This is a genomic window from Frankia sp. BMG5.60 (genome assembly GCF_059428125.1).
Window position 1 is genome coordinate 1,345,447 of sequence record NZ_CM182091.1, and the last position, 26,556, is coordinate 1,372,002.

Annotated in this window: 20 protein-coding genes; 9 read left to right on the top strand and 11 right to left on the bottom strand. The window is 73.4% G+C overall.

Annotated elements, in window-relative coordinates; translation table 11 throughout:
* Positions 1 to 29: 29 nt before the first annotated feature.
* The 5 genes from AC5R91_RS05470 to AC5R91_RS05490 form a co-directional block, all read right to left on the bottom strand.
* Entirely contained in the window at positions 30 to 830 is an 801-nt protein-coding gene (locus AC5R91_RS05470; protein ID WP_495396019.1) for an enoyl-CoA hydratase/isomerase family protein, read from the bottom strand.
* Between the two features lie 147 nt (positions 831 to 977).
* On the bottom strand, positions 978 to 2,129 hold the full coding sequence (locus AC5R91_RS05475; protein ID WP_495396020.1) for an ABC transporter substrate-binding protein: 1,152 nt from the start codon (positions 2,127 to 2,129) through the stop codon (positions 978 to 980).
* An 85-nt stretch (positions 2,130 to 2,214) separates the two neighbouring features.
* Positions 2,215 to 3,516 carry an acyl-CoA dehydrogenase family protein gene (locus tag AC5R91_RS05480; RefSeq protein ID WP_495396021.1) on the bottom strand — a complete coding sequence of 434 codons (1,302 nt, stop codon included), beginning with the start codon at positions 3,514 to 3,516 and terminating at the stop codon, positions 2,215 to 2,217.
* A 20-nt stretch (positions 3,517 to 3,536) separates the two neighbouring features.
* Positions 3,537 to 4,706, bottom strand: a complete 1,170-nt coding sequence (locus AC5R91_RS05485; RefSeq protein WP_495396022.1) for an acyl-CoA dehydrogenase family protein — start codon at positions 4,704 to 4,706, stop codon at positions 3,537 to 3,539.
* A 107-nt stretch (positions 4,707 to 4,813) separates the two neighbouring features.
* Positions 4,814 to 6,028: an ABC transporter substrate-binding protein gene (locus AC5R91_RS05490; RefSeq protein ID WP_495396023.1), complete on the bottom strand. Its 1,215-nt coding sequence runs from the start codon at positions 6,026 to 6,028 to the stop codon at positions 4,814 to 4,816.
* Between the two features lie 425 nt (positions 6,029 to 6,453).
* On the opposite strand from AC5R91_RS05490, the gene AC5R91_RS05495 reads away from it, so the two are divergent.
* Positions 6,454 to 7,626 carry an amidohydrolase family protein gene (locus AC5R91_RS05495; RefSeq protein ID WP_261554377.1) on the top strand — a complete coding sequence of 391 codons (1,173 nt, stop codon included), beginning with the start codon at positions 6,454 to 6,456 and terminating at the stop codon, positions 7,624 to 7,626.
* Positions 7,627 to 7,770: 144 nt separating this feature from the next.
* On the opposite strand, the gene AC5R91_RS05500 is transcribed toward AC5R91_RS05495, so the two are convergent.
* Both AC5R91_RS05500 and AC5R91_RS05505 read right to left on the bottom strand, forming a co-directional pair.
* Positions 7,771 to 8,544: an acetoacetate decarboxylase family protein gene (locus tag AC5R91_RS05500; protein WP_495396024.1), complete on the bottom strand. Its 774-nt coding sequence runs from the start codon at positions 8,542 to 8,544 to the stop codon at positions 7,771 to 7,773.
* Positions 8,545 to 8,669: 125 nt separating this feature from the next.
* Positions 8,670 to 9,881, bottom strand: a complete 1,212-nt coding sequence (locus tag AC5R91_RS05505; RefSeq protein WP_495396025.1) for a CaiB/BaiF CoA transferase family protein — start codon at positions 9,879 to 9,881, stop codon at positions 8,670 to 8,672.
* Positions 9,882 to 10,541: 660 nt separating this feature from the next.
* On the opposite strand from AC5R91_RS05505, the gene AC5R91_RS05510 reads away from it, so the two are divergent.
* A complete protein-coding gene (locus AC5R91_RS05510) occupies positions 10,542 to 13,274 on the top strand; it encodes an ABC transporter permease subunit (protein WP_495396026.1) in 2,733 nt (910 codons plus the stop codon).
* Positions 13,271 to 14,083, top strand: a complete 813-nt coding sequence (locus AC5R91_RS05515; protein ID WP_495396027.1) for an ABC transporter ATP-binding protein — start codon at positions 13,271 to 13,273, stop codon at positions 14,081 to 14,083. Before AC5R91_RS05510 ends, AC5R91_RS05515 begins: the two co-directional genes overlap by 4 nt.
* A 61-nt stretch (positions 14,084 to 14,144) precedes the next feature.
* Here the strand turns inward: AC5R91_RS05515 and AC5R91_RS05520 are convergent, their stop codons facing one another.
* Positions 14,145 to 14,900, bottom strand: a complete 756-nt coding sequence (locus tag AC5R91_RS05520) for a FadR/GntR family transcriptional regulator (protein WP_044884941.1) — start codon at positions 14,898 to 14,900, stop codon at positions 14,145 to 14,147.
* Positions 14,901 to 15,647: 747 nt separating this feature from the next.
* On the opposite strand from AC5R91_RS05520, the gene AC5R91_RS05525 reads away from it, so the two are divergent.
* From AC5R91_RS05525 to AC5R91_RS05550, 6 genes are all read left to right on the top strand, one after another.
* Complete coding sequence (locus AC5R91_RS05525; RefSeq protein ID WP_495396028.1) at positions 15,648 to 16,475, top strand: hypothetical protein; 828 nt, start codon at positions 15,648 to 15,650, stop codon at positions 16,473 to 16,475.
* The gene (locus tag AC5R91_RS05530; protein ID WP_495397901.1) at positions 16,475 to 17,416 is read left to right on the top strand and encodes an LLM class F420-dependent oxidoreductase; all 942 of its coding nucleotides are present in this window, start codon (positions 16,475 to 16,477) and stop codon (positions 17,414 to 17,416) included. Before AC5R91_RS05525 ends, AC5R91_RS05530 begins: the two co-directional genes overlap by 1 nt.
* Positions 17,417 to 17,702: 286 nt before the next feature.
* Positions 17,703 to 20,495, top strand: coding sequence for an aldehyde dehydrogenase family protein (locus tag AC5R91_RS05535; RefSeq protein WP_495396029.1), 2,793 nt, complete (start codon positions 17,703 to 17,705; stop codon positions 20,493 to 20,495).
* Positions 20,495 to 21,301 carry an SDR family NAD(P)-dependent oxidoreductase gene (locus tag AC5R91_RS05540; RefSeq protein WP_495396030.1) on the top strand — a complete coding sequence of 269 codons (807 nt, stop codon included), beginning with the start codon at positions 20,495 to 20,497 and terminating at the stop codon, positions 21,299 to 21,301. Before AC5R91_RS05535 ends, AC5R91_RS05540 begins: the two co-directional genes overlap by 1 nt.
* A complete protein-coding gene (lhgO, locus tag AC5R91_RS05545; protein WP_495396031.1) occupies positions 21,298 to 22,668 on the top strand; it encodes an L-2-hydroxyglutarate oxidase in 1,371 nt (456 codons plus the stop codon). The genes AC5R91_RS05540 and lhgO overlap by 4 nt, the downstream gene beginning before the upstream one ends.
* Positions 22,669 to 22,734: 66 nt before the next feature.
* On the top strand, positions 22,735 to 23,586 hold the full coding sequence (locus tag AC5R91_RS05550) for an alpha/beta fold hydrolase (protein WP_495396032.1): 852 nt from the start codon (positions 22,735 to 22,737) through the stop codon (positions 23,584 to 23,586).
* A 383-nt stretch (positions 23,587 to 23,969) separates the two neighbouring features.
* Here the strand turns inward: AC5R91_RS05550 and AC5R91_RS05555 are convergent, their stop codons facing one another.
* The 3 genes from AC5R91_RS05555 to AC5R91_RS05565 all read right to left on the bottom strand — a co-directional run bounded on the left by AC5R91_RS05555 (position 23,970) and on the right by AC5R91_RS05565 (position 26,511).
* Positions 23,970 to 24,890 carry an HpcH/HpaI aldolase/citrate lyase family protein gene (locus AC5R91_RS05555; protein ID WP_495396033.1) on the bottom strand — a complete coding sequence of 307 codons (921 nt, stop codon included), beginning with the start codon at positions 24,888 to 24,890 and terminating at the stop codon, positions 23,970 to 23,972.
* Positions 24,880 to 25,482: a MaoC family dehydratase gene (locus tag AC5R91_RS05560; RefSeq protein ID WP_495396034.1), complete on the bottom strand. Its 603-nt coding sequence runs from the start codon at positions 25,480 to 25,482 to the stop codon at positions 24,880 to 24,882. Before AC5R91_RS05560 ends, AC5R91_RS05555 begins: the two co-directional genes overlap by 11 nt.
* A 267-nt stretch (positions 25,483 to 25,749) precedes the next feature.
* On the bottom strand, positions 25,750 to 26,511 hold the full coding sequence (locus tag AC5R91_RS05565; protein ID WP_495396035.1) for a 3-hydroxyacyl-CoA dehydrogenase: 762 nt from the start codon (positions 26,509 to 26,511) through the stop codon (positions 25,750 to 25,752).
* Positions 26,512 to 26,556: the final 45 nt, after the last annotated feature.

Here is a 26,556-nt window from a genome sequence, read left to right on the forward strand (position 1 = left end):
AGGCGCGCGGCGGGCCACTTGCCCGGCGGTTACTCGCGCGCGGCGGCGCCCCGCCGCTGGAAGGCGCGCACCTTGGCCAGGTGCTCCTCGGAGGTCAGCAGCAGGGTGTTGGCAACCCGGTCGAAGTCGCGGGCGGTGGTGCGGTCGACGCTGGCGGCCGCGTCGATGGCGAGCTTGGCCAGGCCCAGCGCCTGCGGGGACAGCGCGACCAGCGAGCGGGCGAACTCCCGCACGCCCGCCGCGAACTCCTCCTCGGCGAACACGTCGTGGACGAGGCCGATCGTCAGCGCCCGCTCGGCGTCGACCGGGCGGGCGGCCATCGCCATCCAGCGCGCCCAGTGCGGGCCGACGAGCCGGGTCAGCCGGCTGATGCCGCCGGAGCCGGGCAGCACCCCCAGGTTGGGCACCTCCGGCAGGGCGAAGGTGGTCCGCGGCGCGGCGAAACGGAAGTCGCACGACACGGCGAGTTCGACCCCGAAGCCGCGGCAGGGCCCCTGCGCGGCGAGGATCACCGGCTTCTCGATCGCCTCGATCTCGTCCATGAGCAGGTGCAGCGCCCGGTAGGTGCGCCGCACCGACCGGCCGTTGACGCTGCCGTCGGGCTCGAAGCCCATGCCGGTGTCGATGGTGGTGATGTCCATGCCGGCGGTGAAGTGCCGCCCCTCGGCGGTGATCACCAGCACCCGGACGGCGTCGTCGTCGCCGAGGTCGGCGACGGCGCCGCGCAGCGCCGCCAGCATCGGGGCGCTGACGGCGTTGAGCTTGTCGTCGCGGGTGAAGGTGATCGTCAGGACGCCGTCGTCGAGCTCGCGCCGGAAGTGCTCGCTCATCCGAGCGACGCCCCGCGCCGCCGCCGGGTCACTGGAGGTGCTCCGTCACTGGATGGGCTCCGTCATGGGAGGTGCTCCGTCACTGAAAGTGCTCCGTCACTGGATGGGCTCCGTCACGGGAGGTGCTCCGTCACTGAAAGTGCTCCGTCACTGGGTGCGCTCCGTCGCTGGGTGGGCCGCGGTGCCGAGCCGCTCGCTGCGGGACCGGGCGGTGTAGCGGTGGCGCAGGATGCTGCCCGGTCCGCTGGTGAGGTCGGCGACCTCGGCGGCGGGGTCCGGTTCGCGCAGGACGATGAAGTGCGGCGTCAGCCAGGCGCGCCGGGCGTGCGGGCCGAAGCTGAACACCCCGCCGGGGCCGCCGGTGGCCGCGGGGACCATCTTCACCTTCTCCAGGCCCTCCTTCACGCCGTCCGGCGACAGCGGCGTGGCCTTCGACAGGCCACGGGCGATGACGACGCCGAAGTCGTAGCACAGCACGGAGAAGAAGTTCGCGGGTCGGTAGCCGAAGCGTGCCTCGAACCGGTCGAGGAAGTCCTGGCCGACGACGTTGTCCTCGTCGTACTGGTCGACGCCGACCCAGCCGGCGATGCTCTTCAGGCCGCCGGGCAGGAACGGCGCCGCCATGAACCCGGAGCTCATCACCTTCACCGGGTCCCAGCCGGTGCCGTCCAGGGCGGTGTTGAGGTGGGTCGCGGTGAGCCCCCAGCCGAGGTAGGCGATCGCGTCGGCGCCCGATGCCTGCAGCCGGGCCAGTGCCGGGCTCAGGTCGGTGTCGAGCATGTTGATCGGTTCCTCGATGGCGATCTTCACCCCGTCGAAGGCGCAGGCGTCGCGGAAGAACCGGGTGTACTCCTCCCCCGGCACGCACTTGTCGTAGACGACGGCGACGGACTCGACGCCGCGCACCCCGAGGTAGTTCGACAGCAGGTACGGCTCCTCCGGTAACGAGCCGTTGTTGATGCAGAAGCACCATTCGCCGTACCAGCGGTCGGTGCCGCTCATCGACAGGGTGGGGATGTGGCCGACGTCCTCGACGTAGTTGCGGATCGCCAGCACGTTGTCCGACGCCCACGGGCCGAAGATCACCAGGACGCCCTCGGCCTCGAGTTCCTTCCAGGCGTTGAGCACGTCGAAGCTCGTCCCGCGGGGCAGGCCGTCGACGGCCCGCAGCACCAGCTCGACCGGGCGGTCGATCTCGCCGTCGGCGTAGGACTCGTCGAACGCCAGCCGCAGCGCGTCGAGCATGACCTGCTGCGACGCCGGCGGCATCAGGAAGTCCTGCAGGACTCCCACCTTCATCGACGACACGGTGGCCCCTCTCTCGATGGTTCTGCCCGTCGGGCCCGCGACCGGGGACGGCCGGGGACGATCACAGATGCGGTGATCACAGTCGCAGGGCGCGGGCGACGCGTTCGCGGTGCCACGTCGACCCGCCGTAGCTCAGCTCGAAGGTCTTGCCCCGCCGGGAGTGCAGTTGCAGGTCGTGTTCCATGGAGAAGCCGATGGCGCCGTGCACCTGGTGGGCGTGGGTGAACACCCGGCGGATCGCCTCGTTGGCGAACGACTTCGCCGCCGCGACCTCGAAGTCGGCCGCGCCCGGTGTGTCGGGCTCTCCGGCGGCGTCGAGCTCCCCGGCGGCGTCGGCCTTCCGGACGGCGTCGAGCTTCCAGGCGGCCTGGTAGCACAGGTAGCGGACGGCCTCCACGTCGGTGAGCATGTCGACGCAGCGGTGCGCCACCGACTGGAAGGCACCGATCGGCTGGCCGAACTGGCGGCGGCTGCGCGCATGTTCGACGCTGAGGTCCAGGGCGCGCTGCGCCCCACCGATCGCGTAGGCCGTGCTCGCCACGGTCATCCGGTCCAGCCCCGTGCCCAGGGCGGCCCCGGCCACCGCCGGCGTGCCGAGCAGGTCCGCGGCGGCCACCTCGACGTCGCGCAGGACGACCTCGAACACCGGCTCGCCGCCGCCGTCGTGCTGGCGGCGCAGGGTCACCCCGGGCGCGCCGGGGTCGACGAGCACGAGGCCGCGTCCGCCGCTCGGGCTGGCCGCGGCACCCGGGCCGCCCGCGCCACCCCCCGCATCCGCGCCGGGGATGGATGCTTCGGCGCCCGGGGCGGAGCCGCCGACCTCCGCGCCGGCGACCTGCACGCCGGCTACCTGCACATCGGCTACCTGCACGACGATGACGAGAACGTCCGCGACGTGCGCGTAGGGGACGAGGATCTTCGTGCCGGTCAGCCGGTGACCGGCGCCGTGCGGGGTCAGGGCGGCGTCCGGTGCGCCCCACTCGTCGCGGGCACCCGGCTCCAGCACGGCCACGGTGGCGATGGCCGTGCCGGCGCCGATCGCCGGCAGCCAGCGGGCTCGCTGGGCCGCGCTGCCGGCCAGGTCGATGACGGTTGCGGCGAACACCGCCGAGGCCAGCAGCGGGGTGGGCATCGCGCCCCGCCCGAGTTCCTCGGCGGCCACCACCAGGTCCAGCACGCCCTGTCCGGCGCCGCCGAACTCCTCGCCCAGCAGCAGGCCGGTCAGGCCGAGGCCGGCCAGCGTCTTCCAGTGCCCGTCGCCGTAGCCCCGCTCCGACTTCTCGATCTCGCGGACGACCTCCGGCGGGCACTCGCGCTCGACCAGGTCGCGCACCGTGTCCGCGAGCAGGCGCTGCTCCGCGGTCAACGTCAGATCCATCCCCGCACCTCCTTCTGCGACTAGCGCGACCGCGGCAGACCCAGGGCGGTCTGGGCGACGATGTTCTTCTGGATCTCCAGGGTTCCGGCGCCGATCGTCGCCGGGATGTTGTGCACCCACTGCTGTTTGACCAGCCCGTGCAGCGGGGCGTGGTCCTCGGCGGGGGAACCGAGCCGACCGCTCGCGCCGAGGATCTCCAGGCCCACGTGCCCGACGGCCTGCTCGAGCAGCGTGGCGTGGATGCGGGCGGTCGAGGCCTCGGCGCTCGGGTTGGCCCCGGCGGCGACCAGCGAGATCGCCCGGTAGGCGAGCAGCTTCGCCGCCTCGCAGCGCACCCGCAGGTCCGCGAGCTTCTGGCGGACGTCCGGTTCGTCGCCGCGGCCGGTCGCGCGGACGTGGTCGCACAGCCGCTCGACGACGCGCTGGGCGCGGGCGTAGCGGGGGATGCCGATGCGTTCGAGCGTCAGCCCCGAGCCGATCACCCCCCAGCCCTCGTCGAGCGGGCCGAGCAGGCAGTCGCGCGGCACCCGCACCTCGTCGTAGAAGACCTCGTTGATCTCGTGCCAGCCGCCCATGCTCTCGATCGGGCGCACCGTGATTCCCGGCGAGGTCATGTCGACGAGCAGGACCGACATCCCCCGGCGCCGGCCGGCGTCCGGATTCGTCCGCACGAGCAGCAGGTTCCAGTCCGCCGGCGAGTCGGCGTAGCTGGACCAGATCTTCTGCCCGGTGACGACGAAGTGGTCGCCGTGGTCGACGGCGCGGGTGCGCAGCGCGGCGAGGTCGGAGCCCGCGTCCGGCTCGGAGAACCCCTGGGTCCAGATGACCTCCCCGCGGGCCATCGGCGGCAGGAACCGGTCCCTCTGCTCGTCGGTGCCGAACTTCATGATGAGCGGGCCGATGTAGTTGAGGTTCATGTACTGCGGTCCGCGCGGCTCGCCGCTGGCGGTCATCAGCTCGCGCAGCAGCGTCTGCTTCCAGACCCCGGCCCCCTGGCCGCCGTACTCCTGCGGCCAGCTCACCGTGAGCAGGCCGGCGCGGCCGAGGTCGCGGCAGAACTCGCGGGTGAAGGCCAGGGCCTCGCGGTCCTCGGCGAAGAAGCCCTGCCAGTCCGCGGGCAGCTTCTCGTCGAGGAGCTCGGCGAACCGGCGGCCGAACGCGCGATCGTCCTCGGTGAACTCGAAATCCATGTCCCTCGTTCCCTCGCAGTCCCTCGCTCGCCCGACCGCCGGTCGGGGCTCATCGTCACACCCCGACCGGCCTCGGCGTCATCGCTCGGCGCAGGTCGCCCGGCCGGCTACGGCAGGACGCTGGAGACGTCGAGCGGCTGCTCCGACGTCGGCTTGCCCTTGCCGTCGAGGGTCTGCACGAGCCCGCCGGTGGAGCAGACCGCGGGGGTGATGGAGACCTGCTTGCCGTCGCACTGGAACGTCGCGGTGCCGCCGAGGGGCAGTTTGGTCTTCGGCATCGTCGCGAACGCCTTCTCGACCCCGGCGGGGGTGACCGGCGCGGTCAGCCCGGCCATCGCCCGGCTGAAGCCGAGCGTGACCACCCAGCCGCCGGCGGTGAGACTCTTGGCGGTCGGGTCGGTGTCGGGCTGGTACTTCTTCATCGCCGCCAGGTACAGCTTGTACTCCGGGTCGGCGACATTCGTCGTCTGACCGCTGACGACCTTCATCCCGTCGTAGCCCCCGGGGATGCCGGCGGCCGCCCCCGGGCTGACGCACTGCGACTGCAGGACGATGCTGCCCGAGTAGCCCAGCGTCTTGAGCGCCTTGAGCACGCCGGTGCAGAACGTCGGGTCGCCGACGAGGTTCACCTGCTCCGGGTTGCCCCCGAGCACGGTCTGCACCTGTGGGGTCGCGTCCGCGGTGCCCGGCGGGATCGGTTGGATCGTCAGGCCGACGTTCGCCTTGGCGTAGAAGATCTTGTCCAACGAGTTCACCGGCCCGGTCGCGCCCGGCACGTCGAGCACGAAGATCGCGGCCTTCTTCGCCCCGGCGTCCTTGGCGACCTGCGCGGGTCCGGCCAGCGCCGCGGTCAACGGGCTGACCAGGATGTAGGCGCCGGACTTGGCGCCGAGGGTGGACTCGTCACCGTTGATGTCGAGCACCAGCGGGACCTTGGCCGCGCTGAGCACCTTGAACACCGGGGTGACGTTGCCGGAGTTGTTCATCAGCACGACCGGGACCTTGGCGGCCGTCATCTGGTTGGCGCAGTCGGTGGCGCCCGCGGGCGTCTGCTTGGTGTCGCAGACCGTGAGCGACAGGCGGTGGCCGGCGACCCCGCCCTGATATTCGTTCACGTAGGAGGTCGCGGCCTGCGCCGCCGCCACCTCGGTCGAGTTGTCCAGCGTCGTGCCCGAGCCGTCGGTGATGAAGCCGATCTTTAACTCGTCGCCGGTGGCGGGCTTCGCCGGCCCCAACGACTGCGCGGCGGCCGAGTCGGTCGAGCCCGAGCTGGACCCGCCGCCGGACCCGCCGCTGGAGCCGCAGGCCGCTGCGCTGACCATCAGTGCCGCCGACATCCCGAGCGCAAGAACGCCCCGCTGTCGCCATCGAGTGCGCGGTCGCATCCGAACGTCCTCCCCACCTGTGCGTGCTGCGCGGATGGCCCCGCGCACCGGGCAGCACACAGGTCCGGCGCGCCAGCGGAATATAGCTTAAGGATACGACTGAGGTAAATCAGCAAGATGGGGATGGGCGGCGCCGACCCGCCGGTCGCCGGTCTCGTCCCCCGCCGGCGCACGCCGCGACGATCCGGCTACAAGCCGGTACTTGATCGCGGGGCGACGACCCGGTCACGGGGCGGCGCTGGAGCACGGCGGCCGCGGGGCGTCCGCACCAAACCCGCAGGTCAGCGGCCCGGCGCCGGAAATCTGACACCGAGTCCACGGACTGATGTAACGTCGGTTACAGCCGTATAGGAGGAGAAGCCATGCCGCTGCGGGACAGTCACCAGATCGTGTCCGTCGACGACCACCTCGTGGAACACCCCAGGGTCTGGCTGGACAGACTCCCCTCGAAGTTCGACGGTCGCACACCGCGGATCGAGGAGCAGGGCGGCAAGCACGTCTGGGTCTACGACGGCGTCGTGTTCCCCACGATCGGCCTCAACGCCGTCGCCGGGCGCGAGCCGCGGGACTGGGGCGTGGACCCGATGCGCTTCGAGGAGATGATCCCCGGCTGCTACGACCCGGTGGCGCGGCTGAAGGACATGGACGTCGACGGCGTCCACGCCGCCCTGTGCTTCCCGTCGTTCCCCGGCTTCGCCGGCGGGGTGTTCCACCGGGCGCAGGACAAGGAGTTGGCGCTCGCCTGCATCCAGGCCTGGAACGACTTCATGGTCGACGAGTGGTGCGCCGCCGCGCCCGACCGCTACATCCCGCTGGCCCTGCTGCCGGTGTGGGACGTCGCGGCCTGCGTCGCCGAGGTCGAGCGGACGGCGGCCAAGGGCGCGCGCACGGTGTCCTTCCCGGACAGCCCCGTCCCGCTGGGCCTGCCCTCCTTCCACAGCAACCACTGGGAACCGCTGTGGGACGTCTGCGAGGCGACCGACGTGTCGGTCTCGCTGCACTTCGGCTCCGGGTCCTTCGTGCCCGGGTTCTCCTTCGCGGCGGCCAAGCCCGTCCCCGGCGGGATGGCCGCGCCGGACGCGCCGTTCGCGGTGGCGATCGCCTCGTTCGCCACCAACCTGATGTGGACCACCATCGACCTGCTGTTCTCCGGCGTCCTGCAGCGCCACCCCAAGCTGCAGTTCGCGCTGTCCGAGGGCGGCATCGGCTGGCTGCCCTACATTCTGGAGCGCACCGACCAGACCTGGGAGAAGCACCGCTGGTACCAGAAGGACATCGACTTCGACACCCGGCCGTCCGACCTGTTCCGCAAGCACTTCTGGGGCTGCTTCATCGAGGACAAGAGCGGCCTGCGCAACCGGCACGAGATCGGCATCGACCGGATCATGCTCGAGATCGACTACCCGCACTCCGACTCGACCTGGCCCAACAGCCGTAAGATCGCCGCCGACCTCATGAAGGACATCCCCGACGACGAGGTCGCGAAGATCGTCGAGGACAACGCGCGCACGCTGTACCGCTTCCCGCGTTCCTGACGGCCCGCACGCCAACGGCCCCCTTCTCCCCTCCTGGAAGACCCGGAGTGGGAGACGGGGGCCGCGGTGCGACGGGGCGGCCAGCCGGCCCGGTCAGGCCAGCCGGCCGCTCTGGCCAGCCGCTCTGGTCAGGCAGCCGCTCGGTCAGGCCAGCCGCTCGGTCCGGTTGCGGAACAGCTTCGCGGAGCCGACGCCGACGAAGGCCGGGCGCGGTTCCACCTGTGGGACCGCGGCCAGCGCCCGCAGCACCACCGCGGAGTAGGGGGCCTGGTCGTCCGTGGGCGTGGCGAACTCGACCCGCCCCACCCCGCTCCAGCCCTGCTCGAACGACGTCGAGCCGTGGATGAGCGTCGGGTAGTCGGCGTCCGGGGCGTCGCGGCCGGGGATCGACTTCCAGCCGAAGATCTCCGAGTCCACCGACGCCCGGTTGACCCGGGCCAGCCGGTCGGCCGGCAGCGGGCGCAGCTCGCCGATCTCGCCGCGCAGCAGCAGCGTGCCGTACTCGCGGCAGTCCCACGCGGCCGTGTCGGCGTCGCGGGTGAGGCCGGAGACGTCGCCGTAGATCTTCGGGTTGCCGTGCAGCTCCCGCCCCGCGATGATCGGCATCGTGTTGTTCTCCCAGATGACCACCGGGCACGACCGGGTCAGCGGCCCGCCGGCGGTCTCCAGCACCGCCGTCACCGCCACGTTGACGAGGTTGTAGCCCCGCCCCCGCATGTAGTCGACGTTGTCGAGCTGCTGGTAGGTGACGCTGAGCACCGGGCGTTCGGCCGGCTCGAAACAGGGCGGCAGGAGGTGGGCGGCCGCCGCCGGCGTGGTGACGAAGGAGACCACCACCGTCGACTGCCGTTCGACCTCGGTCACGGGGGGCAGGGTCGTCGGCCCGAACCGGAGCCGGTCACCGATCTGCGTGGGCACGCTGTTCTCCTAACTCCGGATCTCCGGACTGCCGGGGGTCGCCGGACTGCCGGGGGTCGCCGGGGGGGTCGCCGGACTGCCGGGGGTCGCCGGACTGCCGGCGAGTCTCCGGGCTGCCGGCGCGGTCAGAGGATGGCCGACTTCTCCTTCAGGGCGATGATCTGTTCCCAGTCGAGGCCGAGTTCGAGCAGGATCTCCTCGGTGTGCTCGCCGTGTTCCGGCGCGGGGCTCAGCGCCGGCACCCGGTCGTCGTACTGCACCGGGGTCGAGGCCAGCGCGTAGCTGATCCCGGCGGCGTTGGTGACCTCGGTGACGTAGCCGTTGGCCTGCACCTGCGGGTCGTCGTGCAGCTCCAGCGGAGACTTCACCACCGACCAGACGCCCTCGATCTTGCTGAACCGTTCCTCCCAGTGGGCCAGCGGGTGGGCCGCGAACGCCTCCCGGATCGTCGCGATGCACTCCCGGCGGTTGTCGAAGCGGGACTTCGCGTCGACGTAGCGGGGATCGGCGAGCAGGTCCGGGCGCTCCAGCGCCGTGCAGAACTCCGGCCAGTGCCGGTCGGCCTGCAACAGGGAGAACCACAGGAAGCGGTCGTCACCGGTCCGGTAGACGTTCGTCAGCGGGTTCGGCATCTCGGTGATGTCGAAGCGCTGCATCGTCGGCTGGCCGAGGATCTTGGAGCCGACGACGTCGAGGGACATGCCCCACATGGCCGAGGCGAGCAGGGAGACGTCGACGGTGCTGGCGGTGCCGGTGCGCTCGCGGTGGAACAGCGCGCCGACCACCCCGGCGGCCAGGTTGAACCCGGAGGTGTAGTCGCCGAACGCGGGACGCATGAACGGCGGGTAGGAGTCCGGCGACGCCAGCGCGTAGGCGATCCCGCCGCGGGCCCAGTAGGAGGCGACGTCGTAGCCGCCCAGGTTGGCGTCGGGGCCGTGCGCGCCCTGCCCGTGGCCGCGGGCGTAGATGATGTCGGGATTGGCCTCCCTGATCTTCTCGACGCCGACGCCGAGGCGCTCGCAGGAGTCCGGCAGCAGGTTGGTGAGGAAGACGTCGGCGCCCTCGACCAGCTTGTAGAGCAGCTCGAGCCCCTCCGGGGTCGCGACGTTGAGCCCGATGCTGCGCTTGCCGCGGTTGCACTGCTCGATGAGATGGTTGACCCCGTCGAGGCCGGCGAGCATCCCGGAGGCGATCAGGCCGCGCTGCGGGTCGCCCGTCTCGGGATGCTCGATCTTGATCACGTCGGCACCCCAGTCCGCGAGCACGGCGCCGGCGGCGGGTACGAAGGTCCACGCCGCCAGCTCGACGACCTGGATGCCTTCCATGATGCCTGTCATGTCTCCTCTTCCCCGGCTCGCGACGCGCCCCGGCGTCCGTCGCCGTGGCCAGGCCGCTTCGCCGCGGCTCGTCGCCCGCGCCGGGGCGGGAGCCCGCGGCCGCGCCGCTCCGCCGGCCGCGCCACGGCCCCGGTGGCCCCGATTTCCGTTGGATAATTAGCCTAATTAGTTCACAAGCCGAAGACAAGCGCGCACCCACCCGACCCCGCGGGCCGAGCACTCGCCCTGCGCACCAACCCTCGCCCGCCGGGAGCACCGCGAGCACGGAGCACCGCGAGCACGGACAGTCGCCACTCCCGGAGCGGGCCTCGCCTCCGCCCACAGGATCGCCATCCCGACCACCGTCTCGATCATGAGATGACATGATCCTACGCTTCAGTCAGATGAATTGATTCCTCTTCGGGCGGACGGATGGCCGCGCCAGCGTACCTGCTGGTCAGACGTGTGGACCTCGGTCGACCCCACAGAGGATCTTCGTGACTCATCCCACAAGATGCGGTAAATTCCTCTAACTCAGTCATAGCTATCCGCGGGCGGCGTCGACCAGTCCCGGCTCCTGCGGTCTCCCGATCGCCCCCGCCTGCCCGCGCCGACTCCGCAGCCCACTGCCCGGAGCCGGTGCGCCTCGGCCGACCCGGGGTGCGCGTCGAAAGGACGGACATGGTTCAGCATCTGGTCTTCCTGTGCCTGGGCATCGGGAACGGCTCGGTGTTCGCCGCCCTCGCCCTCGCGCTGGTGGTGACCTACCGCAGCTCGGGGGTCGTCAACTTCGCGACCAGCGGGCTCGCCCTCTACGCGGCCTACACCTACGCCCTGCTGCGCCAGGGCAAGTTCATGATCCTCATTCCCGGGCTGCCGAAGACCGTCGACCTGGGTTCGCAGCTCGGGCTGGCCCCGGCGATGGCCCTCTCCCTGGCGATCACCGGCGTGCTCGGGCTCCTGCTGTACCTGGTCGTGTTCCGGCCGCTGCGGACCGCCCCGCCGGTCGCACGGGCCGTCGCGTCGATCGGCGTGTCGGTGGTCTTCACCGGTCTCACCGCCGCCCGCCTCGGCACGACCCCGCTGTCCGTCGAGCCGATCTACCCGTCCAGGCTCTGGACGCACGGGTCGTTCCGGGTTGCGTCCGACCGCGTCTACTTCGCGCTGACCATCCTGGCCGTGGCGCTGGCGCTGGGCGCGCTGTACCGGTTCACCCGGTTCGGCCTGGCGACACGCGCCGCGGCCGAGACCGAGAAGGGCGCCTACCTCAGCGGCCTCTCGCCCGACCGCATCGCCGCCCTGAACTGGATCATCGGCGCCCTGGTCGCCGGACTCGCCGGCATCCTCATCTCCCCGATCGTGCCGCTGGTGCCCGTCGCCTACACGCTGTTCATCGTGCCGGCGCTCGCCGCGGCCATCCTCGGTCGGTTCCAGTACCTGGTCCCGGCGGTCGTCGGCGGGCTGGCCATCGGCATGCTGCAGTCCGAGACGCAGCACCTGGAGAGCCTGCATCACTGGCTGCCCTCCTCAGGGCTGCCCGAGCTGATCCCCCTCGTGCTGATCCTGATCGTGCTGGTCGTCCGCGCCCGTGCACTGCCCGAACGCGGGGCGGTCATCCTGAGCTCGCTGGGCCGCGCCCCCCGACCGGCCCACATCCGGCTGAACCTGCTGGTCTTCGGGGCCCTCGCGGTCATCGGGCTGGTCGTGCTCCAGGGGCAGTGGCTGACCGCGCTCATCACCAGCCTGGTGTTCGGGGTGATCGCGCTGTCGATGGTCGTGGTCACCGGCTACGCCGGCCAGGTCTCGCTCACCCAGCTCCCGCTCGCCGGCGCCGCCGGCTTCCTCGTCGGCCCGCTGACCGAGGACTGGCACCTGCCGTTCCCGGTGGCGCCGCTCGTCGCGGCCCTGTTCGCGATGGTGCTCGGCGTGGTCATCGGCCTGCCGGCGCTTCGGGTGCGCGGGCTGACGGTCGCGGTGGTGACGTTCGCGCTCGCCTACGCGCTGGAGGCGATCTGGTTCCGCAACAGCGACATCGTGCCCAGCAGCGGCGTCGACGTCCCCAGCCCGTCGCTGTTCGGCTGGGACCTGGGCATCGGCTCGGGACCGTCGTATCCCCGGGTGCGCTTCGGCCTGCTGTGCCTGGTCGTGCTCGCGCTGACCGCGGTCGCCGTGGCCCGGCTGCGCACCAGCCGGCTGGGCTCGCAGATGCTCGCCGTGCGGGCCAACGAGCGCTCGGCGGCCGCGGCCGGCGTCAACGTCACCCGCATCAAGATCGTCGCGTTCGCGATCGCCTCGTTCATCGCGGGCGTCGGCGGCTGCCTGGTGGGCTACCAGCAGGGCAACATCACCTTCGACCCGGTCAGCGCGTTCTCCGGGCTGGCCCTGTTCACCACCGTGTACATCGCGGGCATCACGTCGGTGTCCGGCGGCGTGCTGGCGGGCTTCCTCGCCGTCGAGGGGCTGTCCTACCTGATCATCGACAAGATCCTCTCCACCGGCCTGTGGTACGACGTGCTCAGCGGCGTCGGCGTCGTCCTCACCGTGGTCCTCAATCCGGAGGGCATCGTCGGGCCGCTGCACTCCTACGCCGACCGCCGCCGGCGGCGCGGTCTCGACGAGCCGGCGCTGGGCTCGCATGCCGCCCCGGTACCCGCCCAGGTGCGCCCGGCCCCGGTACTCGGGCCCGACGTGCTGACCGTGCGCGGGCTGACCGTCCGATACGGCGGCGTGGTCGCCGTCGACGACGTCTCGTTCGCCGCGCCCGAGGGGGCGATCGTCGGGCTGATCGGCCCGAACGGCGCCGGCAAGACCACGCTGATGGACGCCATCAGCGGCTTCGTCTCCTGCTCCGGCTCGGTGGAGCTCGCCGGCACGCCCGTCGAGCGCCTGGCCCCGCACGAGCGCGTCCGCGCCGGCCTCGGGCGCACCTTCCAGGCGATCGAGCTGTACGAGGACCTCTCCGTCGCGGAGAACGTCAGCGTCGGCACCACCGCGCTGCGCGGGCGCGGCGACGGCGCGCACCGCGACGTCGAGGCCACCCTGGCGCTGCTGGGGCTTGCGGGGGTGCGCGACCGGCCCGCCGGCGAGCTGTCCCAGGGCCAGCGCCAGCTCATCTCCATCGCGCGGGCCCTGGCCGGCAACCCGCGGGTCCTCCTGCTCGACGAGCCCGCCGGCGGCCTGGACACGACCGAGAGCCAGTGGCTCGGCGAACGGCTGCGCGACATCCGCGACAGCGGCGTCACCATCCTGCTCATCGACCACGACATGAGCCTGGTCCTCGGCCTGTGCGACCGTATCGAGGTGATCAACTTCGGGTCGGTCATCGCGTCGGGACCACCCGCCGAGATCCGCTCCGACCGCCGCGTCGCGGCGGCCTACCTGGGCAGCACCCACGCGGAGGACGTGCCGGCATGACGACGACCCTCGACTCCCTCGGCCCGCTCGGCCCCGATCCGGCCAGGACCGGCCCGGACGCGGCCGGCGGGACCGCGGTGCTGCGCACCCGCGGCCTGGTGTGCGGCCACGGCCGGGTGCCGGTGGTCCGCGGCCTCGACCTCGACCTCGACCGGGGCTCGGTGCTCGCGATCCTCGGTCCCAACGGGGCCGGCAAGACGACGCTGATGACGACCCTCGCCGGCCTGCTGCCGCGCCTGGGCGGGGAGGTGTTCGTCGACGGGCAGCCGCTGCCGAACGCCCGACCGGCCGCGACCAGCCGGGCGGGGATGGTGCTGGTCTCCGACGACCGGGCCCTGTTCGCCGGGCTGTCGGTCCGGGAGAACCTCACGATCGCCCGCCGCCGGGGCGGGCCGACCCTCGGCGAGGCGCTGGACCTGTTCCCGGCCCTGAAGCGGCGCCTGTCGGTCAACGCCGGTGCCCTGTCCGGCGGGGAGCAGCAGATGCTCGCCGTGGCCCGCGCCCTGGTGCAGAACCCGCGGATCCTGCTCGTCGACGAGATGAGCATGGGCCTGGCCCCGGTGATCGTCGAGGAGCTGCTGCCGGTGGTGCGGCGCATCGCCGACGACACCGGCGCCGTCGTCGTGCTCGTCGAGCAGCACGTGCACCTGGCCCTGGAGGTCGCCGACCGGGCGATCGTGCTGGTCCACGGCGACGTCACGCTCAGCGGGGACGCGGCCGCGCTCGCCCGGGACCCGCAGCAGCTCGAGGCCGCCTACCTCGGCGCCGTGGAACCCGACCCCGGCTCCCCGGCCCCGGGTACTGCCTGACCCTCGGCATCGGCCCGGTCCGCCCGCCGCGGACCGGGCCCACCGCCGAGGGGGGCGCGGCTCAGCTCATCATCTCCACGACGGTGGTGGCCAGCGGGCCTTCCAGGTAGTGGCGGGTGGCCTCGTCGAGGTGCCGCTGCCACAGTCGGTGGACGAGGTCCGGCCGGCCCCTCTTGATCAGGTCGACCAGGCGCACGTGGCTGCGGTGCACCTCCACGGTCTCCTTGCGGGTCTGCCCCTGGTCGACGTTCAGCGCGTAGCGCCGCCGCGCGGTGCCGACGATGTGGTACATCATGTCGAGCATCACGGCGAGGGTCTGGTTGTCGGCGAGCTCCGCCATCAGCCGGTGGAACTCCTCGTCGTGCACGATGAAGGCCGACGGCTCGTCCAGGTGCGCCTCGGCCCTGGCCAGGCACTCCTCGAGCCGGGCGATGTTCTCCGGCGTCGCCGAGGCCGCGACCAGCCGCGCCAGCGGGGCCTCCACCTCGGCCCGGGCCCGGTAGACGTCCGCCATCGTGGTCCCGCGGTACTCCAGCACGTAGCCGACGTAGCGGGCGGCGACGTCGCCGTTGGGGATCTGCACCCGGGCCCCGCCGTGCACGCCGCGCCGCACGGTGATCAGCGACTCCGACTCCAGGATGCGGAACGCCTCGCGCAGCGTCGGGCGACTGACATGGAACTGTTCCATGAGGGCCGACTCCGAGGGCAGGAGGTGGTCCTCGAGGAGCTCGCCGGTGATGATCTGCCGGCGAATCGTCGCAGCCACGAGCTCAGCCGCCTTGGGTACCCGAATACCGGCGGTCGTCACAGCCGTCATCCCTCGTCTCTGCGGCTCCACCGGCGCCTGCCCGCAGCGGGGCGCAGCCGCGGCGTCCGGGAGCCGACCTGGGCCAAAATTGTCTAGCGGAATTGTGGATTCTACATCTTTGACGGCAGCACCGACCGCGGCGGCACCCGTTCGGACCGGTCCGCAGTGCCACCCTCGGGATCCCCGGCGCCGACGGGCAGGCCACCCGGGCCCAGCCCGGGCACCGGAACCGCCCACGGCTCCCGCGCCACGCTGCACGGCCTGCCGAGCCGCGCCGAACAGCGCGCGATCCCCCATCCCATTCTAGGGCCTGCGGCCCCACCGCCCCCTGAGGCCGGAGCGATCAAACGGTTAGAAGAATCACAGAATTACACGCTTGAGTCGACTCTCCGTCATCAATTCTCCGCCATCGAGGCCCGGCCGCCCACCGCGCCAGATTCGGAGGAAGGCGGCCGACCAGGGCCACTCCGGTCCGAGCAGCGAGGCCAAGCCGAGCCGAGCGGCGCCGAGCAGGGGGGCCAAGCCGGGCAGCGGGACCGAGCCGAGCGGGCGAGCGGGCCGAGCAGGCCGGACGGGCCGAGCAGGCCGGAGGCCGGGCGGTGGGCGCGGGTCGGCATCCGAGGCTCCCTCTGTCCGGCCGTGTCGCCGACGTGGCATCGGTGGACAGCGTCGCAGCAATAAAGTTAGATGAATGAGCTCCGTAAGCTGATCTAAGGTTTTTGAGCGAGCCGGCGGACGCCGGGTCAGAGGGACGATGTGAAGATCACGGGTCTCGCACTCGCGCTGCTGGACATCCCGGCGCGGTACACCCAGGAGTACAACCGCTGGTACGACCTCGATCACCTGCCCGAGCACGTGGCCAAGGCCGACGTCGTCGCCGGCCGGCGGTACGTGGCGACCCCGGCCACCCGGGCCACACCCGGGGCGCTGGCGGGCGAGCTCACCCAGGGTCACCCGCCCTACGCGACCATGTACCTGTTCGGCGGCCCGCTCGACTTCATGTCCGAGCAGGCGTTCGCCGGCTGGCGCGACACCGATCGGGCGATCACCCGGGCGGGGCGCTTCTGGGTGCACGGCCGGCCGGTCTTCACGAGCTGGTGGCGGCTGACGGCGGCGCACACCCGCCCGTCGCTCGACGTCTCGGCCGACGCGGTCCCGCACCTGGCACACCAGGGGGTCGTCGTCAGCATCGGCCGGGCCGGTCCCGGCGGGCGCCCGGCGGCGCTGGACTGGTGGGAGCGCACCCAGCGCGCCGACCTGTACGAGCTGCCCGGCCTGCTGGGAACCCTGCAGCTCGAACCGGTGTCGACCGGCGAGCAGGACCTGGTGCTACACGTCCTGCTCTGCGCGCAGCCGGCGACCGAGGTGCTCGCCGGGCTCACCGCGGTCCGCGACCGCCAGCGCCTCACCGGCCGTTTCCCCGCCCACGGCGGCGCCTACGAGACGCTCGCGCTGCTGCCCTACGAGCGGATCATCCCGCTCCAGTACGACTTCGACATGGGCGGGACCGATACGGGCGGGGCCGACACGGGCGGGGCCGACACGGGCGAGACCGCCGACTTCGCGCCCGGGAGTCGACCGTGATGCGCTTCATGGCCGAGTACAACGTCCGCAGCGACCCGGGCGAGGGCTGGCTGGACCCGGACAACGTGGCGACCTTCGCGCGGACGCTGGAGGAGGTCGGCTTCGGCGCGCTGGCGTTCACCGACCATCCGGCGCCCAGCGCGAAGTGGCTGGCGGCGGGCGGGCACGAGACGTTCGACCCGTTCGCGGCGCTGACCTTCTGCGCCGCCGTCACCCGGCGAATCCGGCTGATGACGCACCTGGCGGTCGTCCCGTACCGCAATCCCCTGTTGCAGGCCCGCTCGATGGCCACCGTCGACGTGCTCTCGGGTGGACGAGCCATCTTCGCGCTGGGCACGGGCTACCTGCGCTCCGAGTTCGCCGCCCTCGGCGTGGACGCCGACGAGCGCAACGAGCTGTTCGACGAGGCGGTGGAGGTGATGCGCAAGGCCTGGACGCAGGACGTCGTCGTGCACAGCGGCCGGCACTTCCACGCGACCGGGCAGGCCATGCTGCCCCGGCCGGTACAGCGCCCGCATCCCCCGCTGTGGCTCGGCGGCAACAGCGGGCTCGCGCTCGACCGGGTGGCCCGCTTCGGCCAGGGCTGGGCCGCGCTCGTCGGCTCCCCGCAGCTCGCCCGCAGCGCGCGCACGGCGTCGATCACCTCGACCGCCGAACTCGCCGACCGCATCCGCGAGCTCGAACGTCGCCTGCACGCCCGCGGCCGCACGCTGGACGAGATCGACGTTCTCGCCCCCACCCCGGCCGGCGTGCTCGCGAACGGGCAGTCGCCGGCGCAGCGCCTCGACGAGCTGGCCCGGCTGCGCGACGCCGGGGTGACCTGGGCCGGCGTCGTGCTGCCGGACGGCGGGTTCGCCGCGGCCATGGAGAGCGTGCGCCGCTTCGGCGCCGAGGTCATGGCCGCCCTGCCGCCGCCCGACCCCGGGCACCGCGACCCGTGAGCCCCGACCCCGCACCATCCCGGCCCGCTCCACGCCGGCCCGCTCCACGCCGGCCCGCTCCACGCCGGCCCGCTCCACGCCGACCCGCACCACGCCGACCCGCACCACGCCGACCCGCACCACGCCGACCCGTGAGCCATCCCCGGCCCCGCACCATCCCGGCCCCCGCACCATCCCGGCCCCTGAGCGCCATCCCGGCCCCTGAGCCATCCGGGGCCCTGAGCCATCCGGGGCCCTGCGACGTCCCGGCCCGGTGCCGGCCACCTGGACACCATCGGAGGACAACGTGCTGCTAGATCTCGCCGGCACCGGCGCGCCGGCCTTCCTCGCCCCCCGGCAGGTGCTGACCGGCGCGGGGGCCGCCGCCACGGCGGGGGCGGCCCTGCGCTCCTGGGGTGTTGCCCCGGGGCGGGTGCTCGTCGTCGCCGACCGGGTGGTGTCCGAGGCCGGGCTGCTGGGCACCGTGGTCGGCGGTCTGACGGACGCCGGCTTCGAGGTGACGGTGTTCGACGACGTGGCCGGCGAGCCGACCGACACCGTCGTCGCCCGCGCCGCCGACATCGCCCGCGCCCACGCGGTGACGGCCGTCGCCGGCGTCGGCGGCGGCAGCGCGCTCGACCTCGCCAAGGCCGTCGCCCTGCTCGCGACGAACACGGGCGGGATCGCCGACTGGGTCGGGGTCGTCGAGCCGCCGGTGCCGGTGGCGCCACTGCTGCTCGTGCCGACGACGACCGGCACCGGCTCGGAGGCGACCCGCATCTCGATGATCACGATCGGCGGCGCGAAGAGCATCCTGAGCTGCGCCCAGTTCGTCCCGCTCGTCGCCGTCCTCGACGGCGACCTGGTGGCCGACCTCCCCGCGGCCGTGGTGGCCTCGACCGGCATGGACGCGGTCGCCCACGGCGTGGAGTCGATGCTGTCGACCACCCGCACCGCGCTGACCCTGGCGGTGGCCACCGAGGCGGTCCGGATCCTCACCGCCAGCCTCGAAACCGCCGCGCTCGACGGCGACCGGGCCGCCCGGGGACGGGTGCTCTATGCCTCGCACCTGTCCGGGCTCGCGCTCAACGCGGGCGTCGTGCTCGGGCACAGCCTGGCCTACGTCATCGCCCGGCACGCCCCGATGCCGCACGGGACAAGCTGCGCGTTGGCCCTGCCCTACTGCCTGGCCTACGACCGCGACGTGCCCGACGCCCTGGCCGCGCACATCGCGGGAACCCTCACCGCCGGTGAGAGCACGCAGCTGCGGGCGGCGGCGGAGCGGGTCGACGACCTCGCCCGCCGGCTCGGGCTGCCCCGCTCGCTCGGCGCCGTCGGCATTCGAGCCGACCTGCTGGCGCAGATGGCCGTGGAGACCGTCCGCGACTTCCCGCGTCCCACGAACCCGATCCCGATGGCGCCGGAGCCGGTGCACCGCCTGCTCGCCACGATGCACCGCGGCAGCGTCGCCGAGGCGTGGGAGCTCGACCTCACCCCCGCCCCGAAACCCGATTCCGACCCGACCCCGACGCCCGACCCCGACGCCCGACCCGAACCCGAACCCGAACCCGGATCCCGACCCGAACCCGGATCCCGACCCGAACCCGGATCCCGACCCCACATCGGATGGAGTGGCCGCGTGAGCACGACGAATGATCTCCCTGTCCTCGTCGCCGGAGCCTGGGACACCGGCGCGAACGACACCTGGATCCCCGTGCTCGACCCGGCGGACCTGCGCCACGTCGTCGCCCGCGTGCCCGCCCTGGACGGCGCCGACATCGCGCGGACGTACGACGCGGCCGAGGCCGGCGCCCGCGCCTGGCGCGCCGCCGGGCCCCTCGACCGCGGGGCGGTGCTGCTGCGCGCCGCCGGCCTGCTGCGCGAACGGGCCGCCGACATCGCCCGCGACCTCGTCCTGGAGATGGGCAAGACCCTCGCCGAGGCGAGCGGCGAGGTGGCCAAGGCCGCCGACTTCTTCGAATACTACGGCGGCATGGCCCGTTCGCCCCACGGCTACGAGGTGCCCGACGGCCGGCCGAACACCAGCACCGCCGTGCGCTACGAACCCGTCGGCATCGTGCTCGCCATCACGCCGTGGAACGACCCGCTGCTGACCCCGGCCCGCAAGCTGGCCCCGGCGCTCAGCGCCGGCAACGCGGTGGTGCTCAAACCCGCCACCGACACCCCGCTGGTGAGCCTGCACCTCGCCCACGCGCTGCTCGACGCGGGGCTGCCCGCGAACGCGCTGTCCGTGGTGACCGGCCGCGGCCGCGACATCTCCGGACCCCTGCTCGCCGACCGCCGCCTCGCCGCGGTCACCTTCACCGGCAGCAACGAGGTCGGGCTGGACATCATGCGCACCGTCGCCGGGCGCAACCTGCGGGTCCAGACCGAGATGGGCGGGAAGAACGCCACCGCGGTGCTGGCCGACGCCGACCTCGACCTCGCCGCCGACACGATCGCCGCCGCCGCCTTCGCCCAGGCCGGCCAGCGCTGCACCGCGACGAGCCGGCTCGTCGTCGACGCCGCGGTCCGCGACGAGCTGCTCGCGGCGCTGGGCCGCCGCGTCGCCGCACTGCGGCTGGGCCCGGGCATCGTGGCGGACACGACCATGGGCCCGGTGGTGAACACCGCGCAGCGCGACTCCGTGCTCGACCACGTCCGCCGGGCCCGCGCCGAGGGCGCGACGGTGCTCGCCGGCGGCGGCACCCCGGCGGACACCGGGCTGCGCAACGGCTGCTTCGTCGAACCCACGATCCTCGGTGACGTGACCCCCGCGATGTCGATCTGGCGCGACGAGGTCTTCGGCCCCGTCCTCGCGGTGCTCACGGTCGACGGCTTCGACGAGGCGGTCGACGCCGTCAACGACTCCGTCTACGGGCTGTCGGCGGCGTTGTTCACCCGGGACCTGAGCACGGCCCACCAGTTCCTCGACCGGGCCGACGCCGGCCAGGTCGCGGTGAACCTGCCCACCTCCGGCTGGGACGTGCACCATCCCTTCGGCGGCTTCCGCGAGTCCGGCTCGCCGTTCAAGGAGCAGGGCCTCGAGGCGCTGCACTTCTACCGCCGGGCCAAGACCACGGCCATCCGGTTCCGCTGATGGCCGCCGTCCCGAACGATCCGGGCCCGCCGGGCGGTCCGGGGGCGGCGACGGCCTCAGGGGCGCTCGCGGGGCGAACGGTGCTGGTCACCGGCGCCGGGCGGGGCCTGGGGCGGGCCATGGCGCTCGGCGTGGCGGGGGCCGGTGCCACGGTCGTCGCGGTGGCCCGCACGCCGGGCGAACTCGCCGAGACGGCCGCGCTGGCCGACCCGGGCCGCCTCCGCGTGCTGCCCTGGGACCTGGCCGCGCCCGACACCGCCGCCGACCTCGTCGCCGACGCCGAACGGCTGGCCGGGCCGCTGCACGGCGTCGTCCACGCCGCCGGGATCCAGCACCGGGCGCCGGCCGTGGACTTCCCCGCCGACGCCTGGCAGCGCATCCTCACGGTCAACCTGAGCGCGCCGTTCTTCCTGAGCACCGCAGTGCACCGGGCGCAGGCGGCCCGGGGCGAGTCCGGCAGCCACGTGTTCATCGGGTCGTTGGCGAGCTCGATCGGGCTGCGGGACGTCGCCGCGTACGCCGCCAGCAAGGCCGGCGTCCTCGGCGTCGTGCGCGCGCTCGCGGTGGAGTGGGCGGCGAGCGGCGCCCGGGTCAACTGCGTGGCCCCCGGCTACATCCGCACCGCGCTGACCGAGGACCTGTTCGCCGACGCCGCGCGCGCCGCCTGGGTCGCCGGACGCATCCCCATGGGCCGCCTCGGCGAACCCGCGGACCTCGCCGGCGCCGTCGTGTTCCTGCTCACGGAGGCGTCGGCGTACATCACCGGACAACTGATCAACGTCGACGGAGGGTGGCTCGCCGGATGAGCGCGTCGGAGAATCGCGGCGCCACGGCGCCGAGCACGGCCGCGGACGTGACAGCGACGGACGTGACAGCGACGGACGGGCCGCCTGGGGACGGGCCGAGGGGGGACGGCCCGAGGGGGGATGTCACGACGGCGGACGTCAGCGCGGCGGGGACGGGCGGGCGGGCGACGTACGGGGTCGTGGGCGGCGGCATCATCGGGCTGGCCGTGGCCCGCGAGCTCGCGCTGCGCCACCCCGGCGCCGAGGTCGTCGTCGTCGAGAAGGAGCCGCGGCTCGCGGCCCACCAGACCGGGCACAACAGCGGCGTCATCCACGCCGGGCTGTACTACCAGCCCGGATCCCTCAAGGCGACGCTGTGCATCCGCGGCGGCGCGCTGCTGCGGGAGTTCAGCCAGCAGCACGGCATCGACTTCCAGGAGCTCGGCAAGCTCGTCGTCGCCACGAACGACGCCGAGCTCGAACAGCTCGCGGTCATCGAGGACCGCGCCCGGCGCAACCGGGTGCCCGACCTGGTGCGACTCGACCGCGCCGGGATGGCCGAGATCGAGCCGCACATCACCGGGATCGCTGCGCTGCACTCCCCGCACACCGCCGTCATCGACTACCGGGCGGTGTGCGAGGCGCTGGCGGCGGACCTCACCGCGCGGGGCGGCCGGGTGCTGCTGTCCAGCCCGGTCACCGCCATCCGGGACGAGGGCGACCGGGTCGCCGTCACCGCCGGCGGGCGCACCCTGCGCGTCGACCGGCTCGTCGCCTGCGGCGGGCTGTCGAGCGATTCGCTGGCGGCGATGGTCGACGACCCGGGCGACGTGCGGATCATCCCGTTCCGCGGCGAGTACTACCACCTGCGGGCGGGGCTGCGCGACCGGGTGCGCGGGCTGGTCTACCCGGTGCCCGACCCGCGTTACCCGTTCCTCGGCGTCCACCTGACCCGCGACCTGACCGGCGGCGTCCACGTCGGCCCGAACGCCGTGCTAGCACTCGCCCTGGAGGGCTACCGCTGGCGCGACGTCAACCCGCGTGACCTCGCCCGGGTGCTGACCTGGCCGGGGATGCGCCGGCTGGCCCGCGAGCACTGGCGCAACGGCCTGGCGGAGATGGCCGGCTCACTGTCCCGGCGCCGCTTCGCCGCCGCGGTGCGCCGCTACCTGCCGCAGGTGCGGGCCGGCGACCTCACCCGGGCACCGGCGGGGGTGCGGGCGCAGGCCGTGCGCCGCTCGGGCGAGCTCGTCGACGACTTCGTGATCCGCACCAGCGGGCGGGTCACGGTGGTACGCAACGCCCCGTCCCCGGCCGCCACGTCGTCGCTGGCGATCGCCGAGCACATCGTCGGCCAGCTCGCCGTCACCGGAGGCGCCCGCCCCTGACCGGCCGGTGACGGTCCGCTGCCGTTCGGACGCGCATCTCGCCCCGGTGCGCGGCAGGATGGCGACATGAGTGGAACCAGCACCGCGGGGCCGGGCGCCCCCTCCCACCCGGCGGAGAGCCACGCGCACGTCCGGGGCGCCGAGCTCGCCTACACCGACGCCGGCGCGGGCCCCCTCACCGTCTACGCCCACGGCCTCACCCAGAGCCGCGCGTCGGAGGCCGCGTCGGGCCTGTTCGACTGGGCACCCGTCGTCGCCGCGGGCCGACGCCTGGTGCGCTACGACGCCCGGGGCCACGGGCGGTCCACCGGCGACCCGGTCCCGGCGCAGTACACCTACTCGCAGCTCGCCGAGGACCTGCTCGCGCTGCTCGACCAGCTCGCCGGGCCCGCGCCGGTGGCCGGGATCGGCTCGTCGATGGGCACCGCCACGCTGCTGCACGCCGCCGTGGCCGCGCCGGGCCGCTTCGACCGGCTGGTGCTGACCGCACCGCCGACCGCCTGGGCGACACGGCCAGCCCAGGCCGACCTGTACCGGCGGGGCGCCGACCTCGTGGAGACGCGCGGCCCGGCACTGTTCGCCGAGCTCGCCGCCGCCGCGCCGGTACCGCCGGTCTTCGCCGACCTGCCCGGCTACCCACCGGCACCCGACGTCAGCGAGAAGCTCTTCCCGTCGGTCCTGCGCGGCGCCGCCGACTCCGACCTTCCCGCCGAGCAGGCCCTGGCCACCATCGACATTCCCGTCCTGATCCTGCCCTGGGCCAGCGACCCGGGGCATCCCCTCTCCACCGCCGAGCGGCTCGCCGCCCTCATCGACGGCGCCCAGCTCCAGGTCGCCGAGACCGGCGCGCAGCTCGCCCGCTGGGGCGCGCTGGCCGCGAACTTCCTCGGCTCGGGCAGGGGCGCGGGCAGCGCCTGATCACCGCCCCGGCCCCTCCCCCACAGCCAGATGCTGCCGGCGGGACAGTTGGTGGAGGTTGATCGGCCACCGCGCCGGCTGCAGGGCCACCGACCTCCAGCGATCCGCGCCCAGGACCCAGGACCGCACAGGAACCACGGTCCGGGAACAGCACGAGAATCCCACGACCGCCTCCGGTTTCCCGGCCGGATGGCGGCCAGATCGTGCCGAGGTTTAGGCACGGTTTTTGGCCCAAAAACCGCGCCTAGCCCTCGGCACGATTCTGTAGTCAGGGAACGTCGGAAAGTGCCCGGCTCTCGGCGGCAGGCGGCAGGCGGCAGGCGGCAGGCGGCAGGCGGCAGGCGGCAGGCGGCAGGCGGCAGGCCAGTATCGGGGCCGCCCGGCTACCGCCCCGCGACGCTCTCCACGGCGTGCAGCAGATGCTCGGCATGGCGCAGGATCGGCGCGTCGACCATCCGGCCCTCGAAGGCGAACACGCCTACGCCCGCCTCGCCCGCCGCCGCCAGCACGCGCCGCGCCCAGGCCACCTCGTCCGCCGACGGCGCGAAGGCCGCCCGGACCACCGGGACCTGCTTCGGGTGGATGCAGGCCTTGAGACCGAAGCCGCTGGCCGCGGCGTCGCGCGCCTCGGCGGCCAGCCCGTCCAGATCGGCGATGTCCAGATAGACGGCGTCGATCGCCTGGCGCCCCTGCGCACCGGCGGCGAGCAGGACGGCCGCGCGGGCGTGGCGGGCGACGTCGCGGTAGCGCCCGTCGTCGAAGCGGCTCGACCGGCCGCCCAGCCCGGCGACGAGGTCCTCCGCGCCCCACATCAGGCCGACGACGTTCGCCGCCGCGGCCAGCTCCGGCGCCGCGAGCACCCCGCGGGCCGTCTCGCACAGCGCGATGACCGCATAGCCGGCGAGTTGCTCGACCTGCGCCGCCGACTCGGCCTTCGCCAGCATGACCAGACGCACACCCGTCCCGTCGAGCGCCGCGAGGTCCGCCGTGAAGTCCGCCGTGCCGGCCGGACTGACCCGCACGACGGTGCGGTTCAGGTCGAGACCGGGCAGGGCGGCCACCAGCGCCTCCCGGGCCGCGGGCCGCGCCGGGGGCGCCACGCCGTCCTCCAGGTCGAGGATGACGAGGTCCGCGGCGGCCGCCGCCCGGGCGAAGCGGTCCGGGCGGTCCGCGGGACAGAACAGCAGCGTCGTGCCCGCGAGCCCAGCCGTGCCCGCGAGCCCAGCCGTGTCCGCGAGCTCGGCTGTGCCCGTGAGTTCAGCCGTGCCCGTGAGTTCAGCCGTGCCCGTGAGTTCAGCCGACATCCGAACGCACCCCGTCCCGCTCGCCCGCACCCGACCCGACCGAGCTCGCCGAACCCACCGAGCTCGCGGCCTCGGCCGAGCTCGGTGACTCCGCGGGACGCAGGAGCATCAGCGCCGAGCGGGTCGCCGTGGCGACCACGACGCCGTCCTGGTTGCGCGCCGTGTGCTCGAACTCGACGACGCCCGTGTCCGGCCGGCTGCTCGACAGCCGCCGGCTGCGCACGACCGTCTCCGCGTAGAGGGTGTCGCCCACGAACACCGGCGCGGGGAAGCGCACCGCGCCGAAGCCGAGGTTCGCCACCGTCGTGCCCTGCGTCAGCTGTGCCACCGACAGCCCCACCAGGGTCGACAACGTGAACAGGCTGTTGACCAGCCGCTGCCCGAACGGCTGCGTCGCGCTCCATGCCTCGTCGAGGTGCAGCGCCTGCATGTTCATCGTCAGCGTCGTAAACAGGGTGTTGTCCGCCTCGCCCACCGTGCGGCCCGGCCGGTGCCGGTACACGACCCCCTCGGCCAGCTCGTCGTAGTAGAGACCGCGCTGCTCGATGACGGGCCGGCCGTCCACGGGCCGGCCGTCCACCGCGGCCGCCATCAGCGGGCACCCGTCGTGGCGAGCGGCCGACCGACGTGCGGCCTGCCGGCACGGGAGACCGAAGCGCGCATGATCACTCTCCTCTGGTCCAGGGCGAGCGCACGCGGCTTCACCTCGTCGACGACGACGACGGCCGGGCGCTCTACCCGCCGGACCGCCGCACCCTCCCGGCCGGCGTCCGCATTCCCCATGGAAGACGGACCGGGGCGAGCTGACCGAACGCCCGCTCACCTGCCCGTCAAGGCGAATCCTAGCCGCCTGGCCTGGTCAGCGGGGCGCCATGCGGATCGCGCCGTCGAGGCGGATCACCTCGCCGTTGAGCATCGGGTTCGCGACGATGTGCTCGACCAGGGCCGCGTACTCGTCCGGGTTGCCCAGCCGGCTCGGATGCGGGACCTGCCGCCCCAGCGACTCCCGGGCCTGCTCGGACAGCCCGCCGAGCATCGGCGTCTCGAACAGGCCCGGCGCGATGGTGACCACCCGGATCGCCTTGTCGGCGAGGTCCCGGGCGATGGGCAGCGTCATGGCGGCGACGCCGCCCTTGGACGCCGAGTAGGCGGCCTGCCCGATCTGCCCCTCGAACGCGGCCACGGAGGCGGTGTTGACGATCACGCCGCGGTCGCCGTCGACCGGTTCGACCGTCGCGATCCGCTCGGCGGCGAGCCGGATCACGTTGAACGTCCCCACGAGGTTGACGTGGACCACCTTCGCGAAGGCCTCCAGCGGGAACACCCCGCCCCGCCCCAGGACCCGGATCGCGTTGCCGGTGCCGGCGCAGTTGACCACGACCCGCAGCGGGCCGAGGGCGACGGCGGCGTCGAGGGCGGCGCCGACCTCCTCGGGGCTGGTGACGTCCGCCGCGACGAACCGGGCGTCGTCGCCGAGTTCCTTCGCCACGGCGTCCCCGGCCGAGCTGGGCAGGTCGAGCAGCACGACCCGCGCCCCGGCCGCCAGCAGGCGCCGCGCCGTGGCGAGGCCGAGTCCGGACGCGCCGCCGGTCACCAGAGCGATGCTGCTTGAGATGTCCATTGCCTCGATCTCCTTCGCGGGTCGGGGTCGGTTCTTGGGTCGGGG

Excerpts from the sequence above, each read along its gene's own strand:
- AC5R91_RS05510 (WP_495396026.1), top strand. The coding sequence starts at position 10,542 with ATGGTTCAGCATCTGGTCTTCCTGTGCCTGGGCATCGGGAACGGCTCG.
- AC5R91_RS05565 (WP_495396035.1), bottom strand. The coding sequence starts at position 26,511 with ATGGACATCTCAAGCAGCATCGCTCTGGTGACCGGCGGCGCGTCCGGA.
- AC5R91_RS05515 (WP_495396027.1), top strand. The coding sequence starts at position 13,271 with ATGACGACGACCCTCGACTCCCTCGGCCCGCTCGGCCCCGATCCGGCC.
- AC5R91_RS05485 (WP_495396022.1), bottom strand. The coding sequence starts at position 4,706 with ATGGATTTCGAGTTCACCGAGGACGATCGCGCGTTCGGCCGCCGGTTC.
- AC5R91_RS05495 (WP_261554377.1), top strand. The coding sequence starts at position 6,454 with ATGCCGCTGCGGGACAGTCACCAGATCGTGTCCGTCGACGACCACCTC.
- AC5R91_RS05540 (WP_495396030.1), top strand. The coding sequence starts at position 20,495 with ATGGCCGCCGTCCCGAACGATCCGGGCCCGCCGGGCGGTCCGGGGGCG.
- AC5R91_RS05470 (WP_495396019.1), bottom strand. The coding sequence starts at position 830 with ATGAGCGAGCACTTCCGGCGCGAGCTCGACGACGGCGTCCTGACGATC.
- lhgO (WP_495396031.1), top strand. The coding sequence starts at position 21,298 with ATGAGCGCGTCGGAGAATCGCGGCGCCACGGCGCCGAGCACGGCCGCG.
- AC5R91_RS05520 (WP_044884941.1), bottom strand. The coding sequence starts at position 14,900 with ATGACGGCTGTGACGACCGCCGGTATTCGGGTACCCAAGGCGGCTGAG.
- AC5R91_RS05560 (WP_495396034.1), bottom strand. The coding sequence starts at position 25,482 with ATGGCGGCCGCGGTGGACGGCCGGCCCGTGGACGGCCGGCCCGTCATC.
- AC5R91_RS05480 (WP_495396021.1), bottom strand. The coding sequence starts at position 3,516 with ATGGATCTGACGTTGACCGCGGAGCAGCGCCTGCTCGCGGACACGGTG.
- AC5R91_RS05490 (WP_495396023.1), bottom strand. The coding sequence starts at position 6,028 with ATGGTCAGCGCAGCGGCCTGCGGCTCCAGCGGCGGGTCCGGCGGCGGG.
- AC5R91_RS05550 (WP_495396032.1), top strand. The coding sequence starts at position 22,735 with ATGAGTGGAACCAGCACCGCGGGGCCGGGCGCCCCCTCCCACCCGGCG.
- AC5R91_RS05530 (WP_495397901.1), top strand. The coding sequence starts at position 16,475 with ATGCGCTTCATGGCCGAGTACAACGTCCGCAGCGACCCGGGCGAGGGC.
- AC5R91_RS05505 (WP_495396025.1), bottom strand. The coding sequence starts at position 9,881 with ATGACAGGCATCATGGAAGGCATCCAGGTCGTCGAGCTGGCGGCGTGG.
- AC5R91_RS05555 (WP_495396033.1), bottom strand. The coding sequence starts at position 24,890 with ATGTCGGCTGAACTCACGGGCACGGCTGAACTCACGGGCACGGCTGAA.
- AC5R91_RS05475 (WP_495396020.1), bottom strand. The coding sequence starts at position 2,129 with ATGAAGGTGGGAGTCCTGCAGGACTTCCTGATGCCGCCGGCGTCGCAG.